This is a genomic window from Pseudomonas sp. GR 6-02, assembly GCF_001655615.1.
GTDB lineage: Bacteria > Pseudomonadota > Gammaproteobacteria > Pseudomonadales > Pseudomonadaceae > Aquipseudomonas.
Genome location: NZ_CP011567.1, coordinates 6,414,371 through 6,428,768, shown reverse-complemented (window position 1 = coordinate 6,428,768; position 14,398 = coordinate 6,414,371). Strand labels below are relative to the sequence as shown.

12 protein-coding genes are annotated in these 14,398 nt (G+C 60.5%); 2 read left to right on the top strand and 10 right to left on the bottom strand.

The genetic code is table 11. From position 1 onward, the window contains the following. Positions 1 to 73 precede the first annotated feature (73 nt). From PGR6_RS28655 to PGR6_RS28645, 3 genes are all read right to left on the bottom strand, one after another. Positions 74 to 2,161, bottom strand: a complete 2,088-nt coding sequence (locus tag PGR6_RS28655; protein WP_064621158.1) for an autotransporter outer membrane beta-barrel domain-containing protein — start codon at positions 2,159 to 2,161, stop codon at positions 74 to 76. A gap of 249 nt (positions 2,162 to 2,410) precedes the next feature. Further along, positions 2,411 to 3,244 (bottom strand): amino acid ABC transporter permease, encoded by an 834-nt coding sequence (locus tag PGR6_RS28650; RefSeq protein WP_064621157.1) that lies wholly within the window; start codon positions 3,242 to 3,244, stop codon positions 2,411 to 2,413. Then, positions 3,241 to 4,062 carry an ABC transporter substrate-binding protein gene (locus PGR6_RS28645; RefSeq protein WP_064621156.1) on the bottom strand — a complete coding sequence of 274 codons (822 nt, stop codon included), beginning with the start codon at positions 4,060 to 4,062 and terminating at the stop codon, positions 3,241 to 3,243. Before PGR6_RS28645 ends, PGR6_RS28650 begins: the two co-directional genes overlap by 4 nt. 112 nt (positions 4,063 to 4,174) lie before the next feature. On the opposite strand from PGR6_RS28645, the gene PGR6_RS28640 reads away from it, so the two are divergent. Further along, positions 4,175 to 5,071 (top strand): homocysteine S-methyltransferase family protein, encoded by an 897-nt coding sequence (locus PGR6_RS28640; RefSeq protein ID WP_064621155.1) that lies wholly within the window; start codon positions 4,175 to 4,177, stop codon positions 5,069 to 5,071. A 75-nt stretch (positions 5,072 to 5,146) separates the two neighbouring features. On the opposite strand, the gene PGR6_RS28635 is transcribed toward PGR6_RS28640, so the two are convergent. Next, on the bottom strand, positions 5,147 to 5,818 hold the full coding sequence (locus tag PGR6_RS28635) for a GNAT family N-acetyltransferase (RefSeq protein WP_018927377.1): 672 nt from the start codon (positions 5,816 to 5,818) through the stop codon (positions 5,147 to 5,149). Positions 5,819 to 5,835: 17 nt separating this feature from the next. Beyond that, a complete protein-coding gene (locus tag PGR6_RS28630; protein WP_018927378.1) occupies positions 5,836 to 6,282 on the bottom strand; it encodes a GNAT family N-acetyltransferase in 447 nt (148 codons plus the stop codon). A 124-nt stretch (positions 6,283 to 6,406) separates the two neighbouring features. On the opposite strand from PGR6_RS28630, the gene pdxR reads away from it, so the two are divergent. Beyond that, positions 6,407 to 7,957: a MocR-like pyridoxine biosynthesis transcription factor PdxR gene (pdxR, locus tag PGR6_RS28625; protein WP_026286518.1), complete on the top strand. Its 1,551-nt coding sequence runs from the start codon at positions 6,407 to 6,409 to the stop codon at positions 7,955 to 7,957. A 194-nt stretch (positions 7,958 to 8,151) separates the two neighbouring features. Here pdxR and PGR6_RS28620 read toward each other — a convergent pair whose 3' ends face one another. The 5 genes from PGR6_RS28620 to PGR6_RS28600 all read right to left on the bottom strand — a co-directional run bounded on the left by PGR6_RS28620 (position 8,152) and on the right by PGR6_RS28600 (position 14,148). Further along, positions 8,152 to 9,252: a polyamine ABC transporter substrate-binding protein gene (locus PGR6_RS28620; protein WP_018927380.1), complete on the bottom strand. Its 1,101-nt coding sequence runs from the start codon at positions 9,250 to 9,252 to the stop codon at positions 8,152 to 8,154. A 12-nt stretch (positions 9,253 to 9,264) separates the two neighbouring features. Beyond that, complete coding sequence (locus PGR6_RS28615; protein WP_018927381.1) at positions 9,265 to 10,296, bottom strand: histone deacetylase family protein; 1,032 nt, start codon at positions 10,294 to 10,296, stop codon at positions 9,265 to 9,267. A 164-nt stretch (positions 10,297 to 10,460) separates the two neighbouring features. After that, positions 10,461 to 11,453, bottom strand: a complete 993-nt coding sequence (locus tag PGR6_RS28610; protein ID WP_064621154.1) for an AraC family transcriptional regulator — start codon at positions 11,451 to 11,453, stop codon at positions 10,461 to 10,463. Between the two features lie 108 nt (positions 11,454 to 11,561). Further along, the gene (locus PGR6_RS28605) at positions 11,562 to 12,566 is read right to left on the bottom strand and encodes an asparaginase (RefSeq protein WP_064621153.1); all 1,005 of its coding nucleotides are present in this window, start codon (positions 12,564 to 12,566) and stop codon (positions 11,562 to 11,564) included. A gap of 133 nt (positions 12,567 to 12,699) precedes the next feature. After that, positions 12,700 to 14,148 (bottom strand): alanine/glycine:cation symporter family protein, encoded by a 1,449-nt coding sequence (locus tag PGR6_RS28600; RefSeq protein WP_018927384.1) that lies wholly within the window; start codon positions 14,146 to 14,148, stop codon positions 12,700 to 12,702. Between the last annotated feature and the right edge of the window lie 250 nt (positions 14,149 to 14,398).

Genomic DNA, 14,398 nt, shown 5'->3' with positions numbered 1-14,398 from the left:
CAGCCTCGATATACCGCTTTAAACCTCGGGGGGGCATGTGCTCCCCTTTTTTTTCGCACTGGGTTTGTGGCTGTTAGAAACTCATTCGCCACTGACCCGTCACGCCGTGGTTACGGCTGTCGGTGCCGATCTCGCCAGTGAGTCCGATGCCCAGGGTGTGTTTTGCTGACAATCCAAGGTCCAGCCCTGTATCGACCAGCAGGCTGTCACGATCCAGCGGCGCACCGGAAACGGTGAAGTTTTTTCCGCCCGTTACCAATCGTTGGCGGGTATCGCTGTAGACGTCCCCGTAAGTATGTTTCCAGCCGGCACTGAACCGTGGCGTCAGTTGCATGCCGTTATCCAGAGTGTTGAGCTTCGCCAGCCGCAGGCCGAACGTGCTGTTCAAATTGTTCTGCGTTTGACCGTGTACCTTCAGAGCCGCAGCGCCACCTTTTTCCGTGTAAGTGTCGCGTTGATAGCGCTGGTAGCCCAGGCTGGCAAACGGTTCGATGCTGACGTTCGTCCGCCCCAGGTTGTAACCCAATTCCGCAAAGGCCTGCTGGGTGTTGGCATCGTAACGGCCTTCGGGGCGGTCGCTGAAACCTTTGAAGGCAACCCGGCGTTTAGTGCTGCCATCGTGACTGCTGTAGGTCGCACCCAGGCGCAGGGACATTGGTCCGTTTTGACGCAGGGCATAAGCTCCCAAATGCCAGCTGTCGAGATCGCCGTCGAGTCCGCGGCTGTCCAGGCGCGTTTCGGATTTTCCGCTCATCACCCCGATGCGCCATTCTTCATCGATGCCCCAATCAGCTCCCAGTACCAGACCGTGGGTTGTGTGTTTCAGAGCGTCGTAGTCGCGATCCAGCGTTCCACCGTGACCCATTGCTTGAAGCCAGACTCGGCCATTGTCTTCGCTGCCGGCGGCCAGGCGTGGCGCATTGCGCCTGGTGGAATTGCTGTAGCTACTGGCGCTGTGCAGCTGACGCATGGCCGAGAGCATGGTCGCGCTGATTGGGCTGTCACTGTTCAGGGTCGCTTTCGCAAGGTTGGCGTTGTTGCCGCCGTCCAGCTGGTCGATGGCCTGGGAGGCTGTTTCGGTGGTGGAGGCAAGCAGGGCCGTGACAGCGGCGTTCGCGGTATTGGGAGGTGTCTGCGCCGTCGGACTGGCTTTGGGTTCTTCAATACTGCGGGCGAGTTCCCGACCGTTTTTGTTGGTTGCGAGACTCTCGAAAGGCACTTCGTTGCGAGCGTAGGTCAGGCGGACGGCCTTTTCGTCGCTATAGTCCGGGGTGGCCGTCATGAATGCGAGATTGTTTTCAATATTGCCAAAATGCCCATCGACCTTGTCGGCCTCGATAATGGTGTACTGGGTGGTTTGCGGATAGTCACCCGATACTGCGACGATTTTCAGGGTGGCATTGCCGAGGCTGGCGGTGCCGTCGACTTTGATCGTTTCGTGACGGCCGTCGGGGTTGACCTCATAGGCCAGGATGGCTGAGTTGGACAGGTTCAAATTGCCTTTGACCCTTGGGGCGCCATGCAATCCATCGACGTTGACGCGGCCGGAGACATCCAGGCCACCGACGGTGCCTGCACCTGCAAAAGTACCGCCGTGCGCGACTGTTACATGACCTTTGATGTCGCCATTGTTGAAGAGCTTTCCGACCGTAATCGCCCCACCTTCGATTTTCCCGTCATTGGTCAGGATGCCGTCATCGAGCACCACCACACCCTTGTTGAAATCTCCGGTACTGGTCAGCGTCCAGGATCCCTGCGAAACATACAGGCCGTTGAAGTTGCGGGTATTCCCCAATCGGCCACCGTCAGTTGCATCAAGCTGTATGACGTTGGTTCCTTTGCCGCCATCGACCCGACCTTCGAAGCTTCCACCATTTTTGACGATGATGAGGTCATCTCTATTTTCCGGTCTCAGGGAAGTACCTCGCCGAGCGGGCTGCGGCGCATCAATCACCGTTTGAAAGGTGGTGTCCGCCTCGATAAAGGCTAGAAGCCGGGTAAGCGGGTGCGGCTCAGTATCAAGCTGCCCGGTTACCTCAGCGATATTCGTTGCCTCAGCTTGCGCGGGTAGTTGTTGGGCGCTTGAAAATTCGGCGCAACCCAGCGCAAGCGCAATGGCCAGCGCCAGGTGTTGTGGTCGGTATTTGTGTTGAACGGGCATCGAGTACGGCCTCTTTTGATGGGAGGCCAAACTCTAAAAGTGAGGCTATAGGTGCCGATGTCAGCTGCTTCCGGCGGGCTTGCGGGGGGTGTCAGCAGGTTGTGTAGAAAATAGCCAGCCGCTTGAGGGCGGCAGTTTTTACCCATTTGAACTGGACGCTTTTTCTTACAGTGAATCAGGACAAGGGGGCTGGCGCTCCCGCAAAAATGCATCTGTCGCAGATCAAAAAAGCGCAGCTCTCGACAGTTCCTACCGGCTCACATACGCCTTCCCGTAATGCCGTTCCATCCGCGCCTGAATCAGCTCCAGTCCAATCGACATCAGCCAATAAATGATCGCCGCCGTCGTCAGCATTTCGATATAGCGATAGCTCGAGCGCCCGTACGATTGCGCCAGGAACATCACTTCCCAAACCCCCATCACCGAGATCAGCGACGAGTCCTTGAGCATGGAGATGAACTGGTTGGTGGTGGGCGGGATGATGGCGCGCATGGCCTGGGGCAGGGTGACGCGCCAGAAAATCACGGTTTCGCGCATGCCCAGGGCCAGCGATGCTTCGCGTTGGCCGTGGGGAACGCCGAGGATGCCGGCGCGGAAGATTTCGCTCAGGTAGGCGCCATAGTTCAGCGACAGGGCGATGATGCCGGCGGCGATGGCGCCCGGCACCACGCCCAATTGCGGCAAGCCGAGGTAGATCAGCAATATCTGGATCAGCAGCGGCGTGCCGCGAAAGAACGAGGCATAGAAGCTTGCGATGCCGAACGCCACGGCGCTTTTCGACAGTCGAGCCAGGGCCGTGATGAAGCCCAGCAGCGACGAAGCCACAATCGAGCACAGGCACAAGAACAGCGTCAGTGCCGCGCCTTGCAGAAAGCCGTTGGGCGCCAGGTGCAGGCCGATCAGGTTCGGCAGTTTGTCGAGGATGATCGAGAACTTCAGGTCGAAGCTCAGGAAGAAACTGGCGAACAAGCCGAACATCGCCGCCCAGGTCAGGTACAGCCGGGTACGGAAGCTGAAGACCCGTTGCAGTAATGACTCAGCCACCGGTTGCGGCGGCTGAGGAGGTTTGGGGAAGGAAGTCATTTGCTGATGTCGGCGCCGATCCATTTTTGCGACAGCTTGCTCAAGGTGCCGTCCTGTTTCAACTGAGCGAACACATCACGCACTTTGGCGTCCCACTGCGCGTCACCTTTTTCGATGGCCACCGAGTTCGGCTCCGAGTACAGCGGCTGGCCGGCGAGCTTGAAGCGCTTGTCTTCGTTCAGGCGCGGTTGCGCGGTGACGAGGTTGGTGAGGATCGCGTCCAGACGCACGCCAGCGCCCAGGCCCAGATCCTGGAACGCGACGTTGTCGGTGTCATACGGGGCGATCTGCACGTTCTCGAACGGGTACTGCAATTGGGTGTCTTCGGCGCCTTCGATCACCAGGTTTTTGTTCAGGTAGCTTTCATAGCTGGAGGCGCTGGTGAGACCGACTTTCTTGCCGCTCAGGTCCTTGGCGCTGTGAATGCTATCGTCCTTGGCATTGACCACGATCACGGCAGGGGAGGCGTAGTACTCGACCGGGAAGTCGAAGACTTCGGCGCGGGCCTTGCTCGGGGTCATGGAGCAGATGCAGATGTCGTAACGCCCGCTCCAGCGGCCGGCGGCAATCACATCCCAGGACGGCGTTTCCAGACGCAGCTTGACGCCCAGTTTGTCCGCCACGGCCTTGGCCACGTCGACGTCGAAACCGTCGAGCTGGTTTTGATCGTTGAGGAACGAGAAGGGTGGATAGCTTTCCATCAACACGCCGACCAGTTCTTTCTTTTGCTCGATGCGATCCAGAGTGGCGCCGGCAAAGGCTTGGGTGGAGGCAGCCAGAATCGTCAGGCCCAGGGCCAGCAGCGGTTGAAATTTCACAGTTGATCCCTGAAAAAAAAGAGGTTGTTATTAACCGAGTGGTGCGTATTAAATAGTTATAAGAACGACTCTGATAGTGAGTTATTTTCATAAGCTTATGAGTGAAAAGCATATGGGCGCAGGGACGGTAATTCTGGATGGTGGCATGGGTCGGGAGCTGCAGCGCCGAGGGGCGCCGTTCAGGCAGCCCGAGTGGTCGGCGCTGGCCTTGAGCGAAGCGCCGCAGGCGGTGGAGGCGGTGCACGCGGCTTATATTGAAAGCGGTGCCAACGTGATCACCAGCAACAGTTACGCGGTGGTGCCGTTCCACATTGGCGAGGAGCGTTTCGCGGCTGAAGGCCAGGCCCTTGCGGCGTTGGCCGGTGAGCTGGCTCGGCGTGCAGTCGATGCCTCGGGCCAAGCGATTCGTGTGGCCGGCTCATTGCCGCCGTTATTCGGCTCCTACCGCCCGGACTTGTTCGACGCTGCTCGGGTGACTGAACTGCTGAGCCCTCTGGTCAATGGTCTGGCGCCTCATGTCGACCTGTGGCTGGCCGAAACCCAGAGTTCGATCGTCGAAGCACGGGCGATCCATGCCGGTCTGCCGAAGGACGGCAAACCGTTCTGGCTGTCGTTTACCTTGAAAGATGAAGACACCGATGAAGTGCCGCGTTTGCGCTCCGGTGAACCGGTGGCTGAGGCCGCTGTGGTGGCGGCTGAGTTGGGTGTCGAGACTTTGCTGTTCAACTGCAGCCAGCCGGAAGTGATCGGGGCGGCGATTGATGCGGCGCGGGAAACCTTCGAGCGCCTGGGGGTGAAGATTCACATTGGCGCATACGCCAACGCCTTCCCGCCGCAGCCGAAAGAGGCCACGGCCAACGACGGTCTGGATCCGCTACGCGACGATCTCGACCCGCCGGGTTACCTGATGTGGGCGGCTGACTGGCAGAAGAGGGGAGCCAGCCATTTGGGCGGGTGCTGTGGGATCGGGCCGGAGCATATTGCGGTACTTGCCCAGACATTAGCGTGATGCCATTCGCGGGCAAGTCGGATCACCGTGCCGCGATCCGACTTGCCCGCGAAGGTGTCGTCCGGGCGCCGAAGCTTACCCGCGGCACTCCGTCAACGTTTTCACCTGCCCCGATTCCGTCTGGTTTTCATCGCTCAACCACCGCTCGAACCCCGCCTGAATCGCCGGCCATTCCGAATCCAGAATCGAATACCACGCCGTATCCCGGTTCTGTCCCTTCACCACCATGTGCTGACGGAATACCCCTTCAAAACTGAATCCCAGCCGCTCCGCCGCGTATTTGGAGCGAGCGTTGCCGTTGTTGCACTTCCATTCCAGGCGCCGGTAACCCAACGCAAAGGCTTCCCTGGCCAGCAGGTAAACCGCCTCGGTACTTTTCGGCGAGCGCTGCATCGGTGCGCCGAAGGTCACATGGCCGATCTCGATGCGACCCTGGGCAGGAACGATCGACATCAGGCTGAGCAGGCCCTGCACCTCGCCGCTGACACGGTCGATCACACTGAAGAAATACGGATCGCTGTTGGCCGCATGGTTGTTCAGCCAGTCATTGAACGCACTGCGTTCCGGGAAAGGACCGTAGGGCAGATAGTCCCAGAGTTTCGGGTCTGAGCCCGGGCCTTCCAGGGCTTTCCACAAACCGTCGGCGTGACGCGCCGGGTCGAGTTTTTCCAGGCGAATGAAACGCCCTTCGATCAGTTGGACCGAGGGCGCCGGAACGCCTTTCCAGTCTGCGAGTGAAGTCGACATGGTGTTCTCCTTGAACCTTAAAGGGCTTTGCGAAACTGGATGAAACCGGGCCGTTCGGCGATGCGCTCGTAGAGCTGGATCGCGGTGGCGTTGGTTTCGTGGGTCAGCCAGTGGACCTTGCAGCAACCGTCGGCCTTGGCTGTGCTGTAGACGAATTCGATCAGTTGCCGACCGACGCCGGTGCCACGAGTTTCGGGTGTCACCAGCAAGTCTTGCAGGTAACAGGAGTTTTCGATGCTCCAGTTCGAGCGGTGATAGATGAAATGCACCATGCCCACCGCTTTGCCGTCGACCCAGGCCAGCGCCCCGTGGGTCGGTTCGCTCGGGTCGAGCAGGCGCTGCCAGGTGCTTTGAGTGACCGCCTCGGGCAGCTCGGTGTTGTAGAAGCGCAAGTAGGCTTGCCACAACGGCAGCCAGGCAGCGTGATCGTCGGCGGTGACCTGGCGGATGTCGATCTGACTCATGTTCATTCCTTAACGCGTCAAAGTGGCAGGTACATGGAAAATTCCTTGGCGAATGCCTTCATCCTAGGCAGGCTAATGGTCTGTTGTAAGAGCCATTAATGACCAATTTCATAGGTCCATTGTCATGTCGAATACGCCACTTCCCTCGTCGTTCAACCCGGCGGGTATCGAACTCGACCGCCGCCAGGGCCTGAGTCGACAGCTCTATCAAGCGCTGCGGGTACGCGTACTCGACGGACGATTGGCCAGCGGCACACGACTGCCGGCCAGTCGCGATCTGGCTACGGCCTTATCGATTTCCCGCAACAGCGTGGTTCGTGCCTACGATCAGCTTTACGCTGAAGGCTTCATCGAGGGGCGTGTGGGTGACGGGACTTACGTGGCGCAATTGCCTCAGGCGGCGTTGCCGGCGAAAAAATTATCCACAAAAGTATCCACAGGGTTTTCAACAGGGTTACCCACAACCTTATCCACAAATTGGCTGGATTTACCTGTTGTTCCATCCAGTAAAGTTATCCACAGCAGTGCTTTGGGGCGCGTTGAAAAGAATCATTTGGCTGTGCCGCCTGGTGGTCCGCCGCGCGCATTCAGGGTTGGCGTGCCGGCGTTCGATCTGTTCCCTTTCGAGGTTTGGGCCAAGCTGAATGCGGCTTTCTGGCGTAAGCCGGATTTACAGCAGCTGTGTTATGGCGACCCGGCAGGTGATGAACGCTTGCGCGGATTGATTGCTGCCTACTTGCGCAGCTCGAGAGGGATGCAGTGCGCCGCTGAGCAAATTGTGATCACCAGTGGCGCGCAGCAGGGGATCAGCCTTTGTGCACAGTTGCTGGTGGAGCCTGGCGATGGGGTGGGCATTGAAAATCCGGGTTATCGTGCTGCCGGCCATGCCTTTGCGGTAGCCGGTGCGCAGCTGCACGGTGTGCCGGTGGATGAGGAGGGGATCGACTGCAGCGCCTTGGCGCAGTTGAGCGATTGCCGGCTGGCTTACGTTACGCCTTCCCATCAATACCCGACCGGTGTGGTCATGAGTCTGGCCCGGCGTCTGGAACTGCTCGCCTGGGCCGAGGGCAACCAGGGCTGGATCATCGAGGACGACTACGATGGCGAGTACCGTTACAGCGGCGCGCCACTGGCGCCGCTGGCGGCACTCGATCGCCATGGGCGGGTGCTGTATGTCGGCACCTTCGGCAAGGTCGCTTTTCCGGCGCTGCGCCTGGGTTATCTGGTGCTACCGCCGGGCCTGGTGGACGCATTCGCGCAGCGTCGGGCGGTGGATGTGCGGCATTCTGAAGTGAGCACTCAAGCGGTGATGGCCGAGTTCATGGCCGCCGGGCATTTCCAGCGGCACATTCGCCGGATGCGGCGTGCCGCCCTCAGCCGTCGCAATTGTTTGCTGGGCGGCTGGCCGGCGGGGATGACCGGAGTGGGTAGCCTGCCCACCGTCTCCGCCGGGCTGCACATGACGGTTTCGGTGGACAGCTTGGCCCGCGAACGGCGACTGATCGAACAAGCGGAAAGCGTGGGTGTGGAGATCAATGGCTTGAGCAACTATTGGCTACCGGACTCCAGGACACCAGTCGATCAGCGCGCCGGTCTGGTACTGGGTTTCGCGGCGGTGCCAGAGCCAGCGATAGAGTCGGCGCTGGCACGGTTGCGACAGGTCTGGCGGGATTGAACGATGGCCTCCCGGTTTTTAAATGAACCGCTGATCTATGAAAAATACTGAGGCGGCGAGTGTGCGACTGATCTCGCCGCGATAAATGGCGATGAGTTCCTGATTGCTGCCACCCGCGCAGATCAAAGCCCCCCCTATTAGCCGTTGACCAAAAAAGACCCGCGATGGCGCGGGTCTTTGATTCACCGGGTGTTTCAGGTCCCGGACTTGATCTTGGTCCAGGCCCGGGTCCGTGCCCGTTCAGCATCGCGAGGCAAGGGTTGCAGGGTGTAAAGCGTGCTCATCGCCGTTTCGGTCGGGTACAGGTTCGGGTTGTTGCGAATCGCCGGGTCGACCATTTCCGTGGCGTCCTTGTTCGGGTTCGGGTAGCCGACGAAGTCGCTGACCGGTGCGATGACCTGGGGTTGCAGCAGGTAGTTGATGAAGGTGTAGGCGTCTTCCGGGTTTTTCGCGCCTTTGGGGATCGCGAGCATGTCGAACCAGATCGGCGCGCCTTCCTTGGGCAGGCGCATGTCGACGATCACACCATTCTTGGCTTCCTTGGCGCGGTTGGCGGCCTGGGAGAAGCTGCCGGAATACCCGACCGCGACGCAGATGTCACCGTTGGCGATGTCGGCCATGTACTTGGACGAATGGAAGTAGGTGATGTACGGCCGGATCTTCATCAGCAGCGCTTCAGCCTTGGCGTAGTCCGCCGGCTTCTTGCTGTTGGGGTCCAGGCCGAGGTGTTGCAGGGCCAGCGGCAGGATCTCCGAAGGTGAGTCGAGCAGGGCCACGCCGCACTGCTTGAGCTTGCTGATGTTCTCTTCCTTGAAGATCAGGTCCCAGCTGTTCACCGGTGCGTTGTCGCCCAGCGCAGCCTTGACCTTGGCCGGGTTGAAACCGATCAGGATGGTGCCGTACATGTACGGCACGGCAAATTTGTTACCCGGGTCGTTGGCTTCGATCAGCTTCATCAGCTTGGGGTCGAGGTGGTTCCAGTTCGGCAGTTTGCTGCGGTCCACTGGCTGGAATACGCCGGCTTCGATCTGCTTGGCGAGGAACACGTTGGACGGCACCACCACGTCGTAGCCGGAGTTGCCGGTCAGCAGCTTGGCTTCCAGCGCTTCGTTGGTGTCGAAGATGTCGTAGACCAGTTTGGTCTGGGTGTTCTGAGTCTTGAAATCGTCCAGGGCTTTGGGGGTGATGTAGTCGAACCAGTTGTAGACCCGCAAAGTACGTTCTTCAGCATGGACGGCGCCACTGAGCAGTGTGGCGCAGAGCGCTGGAGCGATAAGACGCTTGAGTCTGTTCATTCTTCTAATTCCTCATTGGGCGCTTTCAAAACCTTCGAGAACGTTCACGGCGTTGATGCCGATTTCTTCTACCGCGTAACCGCCTTCCATCACGAACAGCGTCGGCTTGCCGAGGCCTGCGATGCGGGTACCCATCGCCAGGTAATCCGGGCTGTCGAGTTTGAATTGGGAGATGGGGTCGTCCTTGAACGTATCGACGCCCAGGGACACGACAACGATGTCGGCGCCGTACGTTTCGATCTCTTTACAGGCTTGCTCCAGCGCGGCGCTCCAACGGTCCCAAGCGCTGCCGGCGGGCAACGGGTAGTTGAAGTTGAACCCTTCGCCTGCGCCTTCACCGCGTTCGTCTTCGTAGCCGAGGAAGAACGGAAACTCGGCTTCTGGATGACCGTGGATCGAGGTGAACAGCACGTCGCTGCGTTCGTAGAAAATCGATTGAGTGCCGTTGCCGTGGTGGTAATCGACATCGAGGATCGCGACCTTTTTATGGCCCTGATCGAGGAAGGCTTGAGCGGCGATGGCAGCATTGTTGAGGTAGCAATAGCCGCCCATCAAATCGCTGGCGGCATGGTGTCCCGGTGGACGGCACAGGGCGAAGGCACTGCGGGCGCCGCGCTGGATCGCCGCTTGGGCCGTGAGGGCAACTTGCGCTGCGCTGTACGCCGCTTGCCAGGTGCCGGCGGTAATCGGGGCGCCGCCGTCGAAGCTGTAATAGCCGAGTTGGCCGTGCAGGCTGGTGGGCATGATTCGGCGCAAGGTGCGGGCCGGCCAGGTGTAGGGCAGCAAGTCGCCGTCGGTATTGAATGCGGTCCAGCGCGCCCAGGCGCCTTTGAAGAAGTCGAGGTAGTCGCGGCTGTGGATGCGCGCGATCGGATCAAGGCCAAAGTCTTTCGGCACTTCAACCGGGCCGAGGTTCTGGTCCTTGACCCGTTGCAATACGTGATCGGCCCGTGAAGGCATTTCGAAGCAGGGCATCAATTGCCCGTCCATCAATTCACAACGGCCGTGGTGCAGGTGGTGATCGTCCGAGTAGATCGTCAGCATTGTTGTTCTCCGCAGGCTGATTCGGTTTGAACACAGTCTTGCGGCAGGCGACGTTTGGGAGAACGGCAGGAAAGGCCAAAAGGGGATCTATGTGGCCAAAACATTTGACCGAAATTCGCCCCCCCCTGTGGTGAGGGAGCTTGCTCCCTCGCCACAGGGGGGGCTCAAGGCCGGAACTGGCTCGGCGCCACGCCACTCCAGCGCACAAACGCATGCCGGAAGCTCGCGGTCTCGCTGTACCCCAGTGCTTCGGCGATTTGATAGATCGGCAGTTGATCCTCGCAAAGCATGCGTTTGGCCTGTTCGAATCGCAGTTCATCGAGCAGTTCCTGATAGCTGCATCCCAGGTCTTTCAGATGTCGGCGCAGGGTGCGCGACGAGCAGTTCAACTGTTCGGCCAGCCCGTCCAGACCCGGTGCCGCGCTCAGTTGCGCGGCGAGCAATTGGCGGATGCGCCCGAGCCAGGCCTGACGCCCGGTGAACTCGGTGTTTTGCTTGCGACAGCGCTCGGCCATGGCCTGGTGGGTAATGGCGTCGGCCAGTGGCAGGGGGTGTTCGAGCCAGCGCTTGTCGAAGGCAAATCCGTTGGAGACTGCATCAAACTGCAACGGACAGTCGAAACGCTCGCTGTAGCGCGTCTGATAGTCCGGTGCCGGGTAATCGAAGCGAGCGCCAAGCAGAGGTAGAGGGTGGCCGAGCAGGTCTTCGCAGGTGACTTTCATCGAGACCAGGCAAAACTCGACATTGAACGGTGCCAGCGCGGGGTTTTCCCGATAGTCGCCCGCGGTGAGCCAGATGCGCTCGCCATCCTCCTCCAGGCTCAACTCGAACAGTGTTCCCAATAGCGCCGGGTAGTGCAGCGCCAACTGCAAGGCGTCACCTAAAGTGGCGCTGGTGAGTAAGGCGTACCCGAGCATGCCATAGGACGAAACGTGCATCCGCCGGCCCAACTCCAGACCGATATCGCGGCGTAGCGCGACGGCGTTGGCGCATACCAGCATCTCTTGATTGGTGGTGATGCGCGTGTCCGCCCGGCTCAGATCCGTCACGCTGATGCCGCTGCCGGCCAATAACGCCTCGCTGGACAGGCCTTCGGCCTTGAAGGTGTTGAGCACCAGGGAGACGGCGTTGAGGGTGGTGAGGTGGGAGTGGAGCATGGAGTCTTCCAGCGTCGAGATGCTGGAACGGGAGCAAGTTATGTGCCCAATAACGATCTTGTGGGAGCGGGCTGTGGCGAGGGGGCTCCCACAAGGTTATGTGTTGTGTCAGCTCAGTTCGCCACACAGGTCGAGTTCGACCAGCCGCCGAACTTCAGCGGTTTCAAGCCCTGCACCGAGCAGCCCATGCAACTTGCCGAGCGCCGCCTCGCGAGTCATGCCGCCACCGGACAACAGGCCGGCATCGCGCAAGCGGCTGCCCGCCTCATACACGTCGAGCTTCACGCCACCCTCATGACATTGGGTGACCGCAACCACTACCACGCCATTGTCTCGTGCCCGTTCCAGGCTGGCGATAAACCCGGGGTTGTCGCTTGGTCCGGTACCGCTGCCATAACATTCCAGCACCAGACCCTGAATACCGCTGTTGAGCAGGCCATCCAGTTGCTCGGCGCCGATGCCGGGGAACAACGGCAGCACCGCGACCTTCGCCAGTTGCCTTGGCTGGTTGTAGTTCAGTTGGGCAGGTATCGAGGAAGCTTTCACGCCGCCGCCCTGACGCTCCAGTCGCTTGAACGGATGACGACCGAAACTGCGAACCTTGGCGCAGCGGGTCGGGTCGAGCAGTTCACCGTGGAAGTACAGATGAACACCCGGCGCCAGGCCTTGGCCAAGGGCACCCAGTGCACCACTGATGTTTTCCCAGGCATCACTGTCGGTCACGCCGGCCGGCAGCATGGAGCCGGTGAAACATACACGGGCGTTCAGGCCGAGCAACTGGAAGCTCATGGCCGCGGCACTGTAGGCCAGGGTGTCGGTGCCATGCAGGATCAGCACGCTGTCGCAGCCCTGGACGTCAACGGCGTCGACCACCGCTTCACGCAGTTGCTGCCAGTACGCAGGGGTCATGTTGGCGCTGTCGATCAGTGGCGACATCTCGCGAAAGCGCCACTGCGGCACCACCAACTCAGGCTGGCTGTGCAGGTAGTCGCGCATCCGCGCTTCGAAACCGGACGCCGGGGCCAAGCCGTGGGCACTGGCTTGCATGCCGATGGTGCCACCGGTGTAGAGCACCATGATGTGCTGCGCGGCAGGGTAAGAGGCGGAATTCATTGATGGGTCTCCTGGACGAATGCACCTTGCGCCGCAGCATGCCTGCGTGCGCAAGGTGTGTCACGTCGAGTGGCAGGACGCCACTCGTTGCGGTCTGTCGCGGCGGGTGGCGGGGAGCCACCCGCCAGGGCGATCAGCGTTGCGTGGCAGGCGTGCCCTGGGCTGCGCCTTGCTCGCGTGGAGCCGATTGGCTTGGGCTGCTCGGCCAGGCCTTCAGGTCCAGGTCCAGATCGGTGAATTTGCTGGAGTCGAACACTGGCTGCTTGACGCCGGCGCGGCGCTGCTCGTCGTAGTCGCGCATCACGCGCAGGCCGACCTTGAACAACATGGCCAGGGCCATCAAGTTGACGAAGGCCAGGCAGGTCATGGTGATGTCGGCGAAGGCGAACACGGTCGACAGGTCCTGCATCGAACCCCATACCACCAGCGCCAGAACCAGGCCGCGGAAAACCATCAGCACGGCGCGGTTGCGGCTGAGGAACTGCAGGCTGTTCTCGCCCAGGTAGTAGTTGTAGAGGATGCAGGTGAAGACGAACAGCGACAGCGCGACGCTGACGAACACGCGGCCCCAGTCACCGACCACGGCGGCCAGCGAGTTTTGGGTCAGGACGATGCCGTCACCTTCGAAGCCCGGGGTGTAGAAGCCCGACAACAGGATCAGCAGCGCGGTGCAGGTGCAGATCACGAAGGTGTCGAGGAACACGCTGAAGGCCTGGACCACGCCCTGGGCGCCCGGGTGCTTCACGGCGGCCACGGCGGCGACGTTCGGCGCACTGCCCAGGCCTGCTTCGTTGGCGAACACGCCACGCTTCACGCCCATCACGATGGCGCTGCCGAGCAGGCCGCCGAAGGCTGGGTCGAGGCCGAAGGCGCTCTTGAAGATGGTTTCCAGCATGGCTGGCACGTGTTCGATCTGGGTGCCGATCACGTACAGGGTCACGCCGATATAGGCCAGGGTCTTGACCGGTACCAGCAGGTCGGACACCGCGGCGATGCGTTTGATGCCGCCGATGAAGGTAATGGCCAGCAGCACCGCCAGGACGATACCGGTGTGGCGTGGGTCGAAGGCAAAGGCGTTCTGCAGCGAGTGGGTCACGGTGTAGGACTGCAGGCCGATGAAGGCGAAGCCGTAGGTGACCAGCAGCAGGATGGAGAACACCACCGCCATGCCTTTCAGCTTCAGGCCGTGCTGAATGTAGTAGGCCGGGCCCCCACGATACAGGCCGTCGCCTTCGGCGCGCTTGTAGACCTGGGCCAGGGTGCATTCGAAGAAGCTGCTGGACATGCCTACCAGTGCGGTGACCCACATCCAGAACACGGCGCCCGGGCCGCCGAGGGTCACGGCGATGCCGACACCGGCGATGTTACCGGCGCCGACGCGGCCGGCGAGGCTCAGCATCAGGGCCTGGAACGAGCTCAGCTGGCCTGCCTGGCCGTGAAGGGACTCTTTGAAGACACTGAACATGTGGCCGAAATGGCGGAACTGGACGAAACGCGAGCGGATCGTGAAGTAGCTACCGAGCCCGACAATGAGCGCGATCAGTACTTTCCCTGAGAGGAAGTCGTTGATGACTTCGAGCATGGATTATTCCTCGCTATTTTTTGTGTGTGCGAATACTGGGTGGTCGACACATCGCGTTACACCAGGTTGTGCGTGGCACAACAGGTGGGTCGAAGGTTCGTCCCTGTTCCATTTCGCGGGTTGTTATTAGTTCGGCTTTCGCATGGGCTTGGGTCTCGTTATCGACGACCGCTCACGCGAAGAGGGCCGGCACTATACATAGGAGAGTGCCGTCCGTCTGCACAGTTGTGGTGCAATCGACGAAACGAAA

Coding starts and splice junctions, on each gene's coding strand:
- PGR6_RS28605 (WP_064621153.1), bottom strand. CDS start 12,566: ATGAATTCCGCCTCTTACCCTGCCGCGCAGCACATCATGGTGCTCTAC.
- PGR6_RS28655 (WP_064621158.1), bottom strand. CDS start 2,161: ATGCCCGTTCAACACAAATACCGACCACAACACCTGGCGCTGGCCATT.
- PGR6_RS28640 (WP_064621155.1), top strand. CDS start 4,175: ATGGGCGCAGGGACGGTAATTCTGGATGGTGGCATGGGTCGGGAGCTG.
- PGR6_RS28600 (WP_018927384.1), bottom strand. CDS start 14,148: ATGCTCGAAGTCATCAACGACTTCCTCTCAGGGAAAGTACTGATCGCG.
- PGR6_RS28630 (WP_018927378.1), bottom strand. CDS start 6,282: ATGAGTCAGATCGACATCCGCCAGGTCACCGCCGACGATCACGCTGCC.
- PGR6_RS28615 (WP_018927381.1), bottom strand. CDS start 10,296: ATGCTGACGATCTACTCGGACGATCACCACCTGCACCACGGCCGTTGT.
- PGR6_RS28610 (WP_064621154.1), bottom strand. CDS start 11,453: ATGCTCCACTCCCACCTCACCACCCTCAACGCCGTCTCCCTGGTGCTC.
- pdxR (WP_026286518.1), top strand. CDS start 6,407: ATGTCGAATACGCCACTTCCCTCGTCGTTCAACCCGGCGGGTATCGAA.
- PGR6_RS28650 (WP_064621157.1), bottom strand. CDS start 3,244: ATGACTTCCTTCCCCAAACCTCCTCAGCCGCCGCAACCGGTGGCTGAG.
- PGR6_RS28620 (WP_018927380.1), bottom strand. CDS start 9,252: ATGAACAGACTCAAGCGTCTTATCGCTCCAGCGCTCTGCGCCACACTG.
- PGR6_RS28635 (WP_018927377.1), bottom strand. CDS start 5,818: ATGTCGACTTCACTCGCAGACTGGAAAGGCGTTCCGGCGCCCTCGGTC.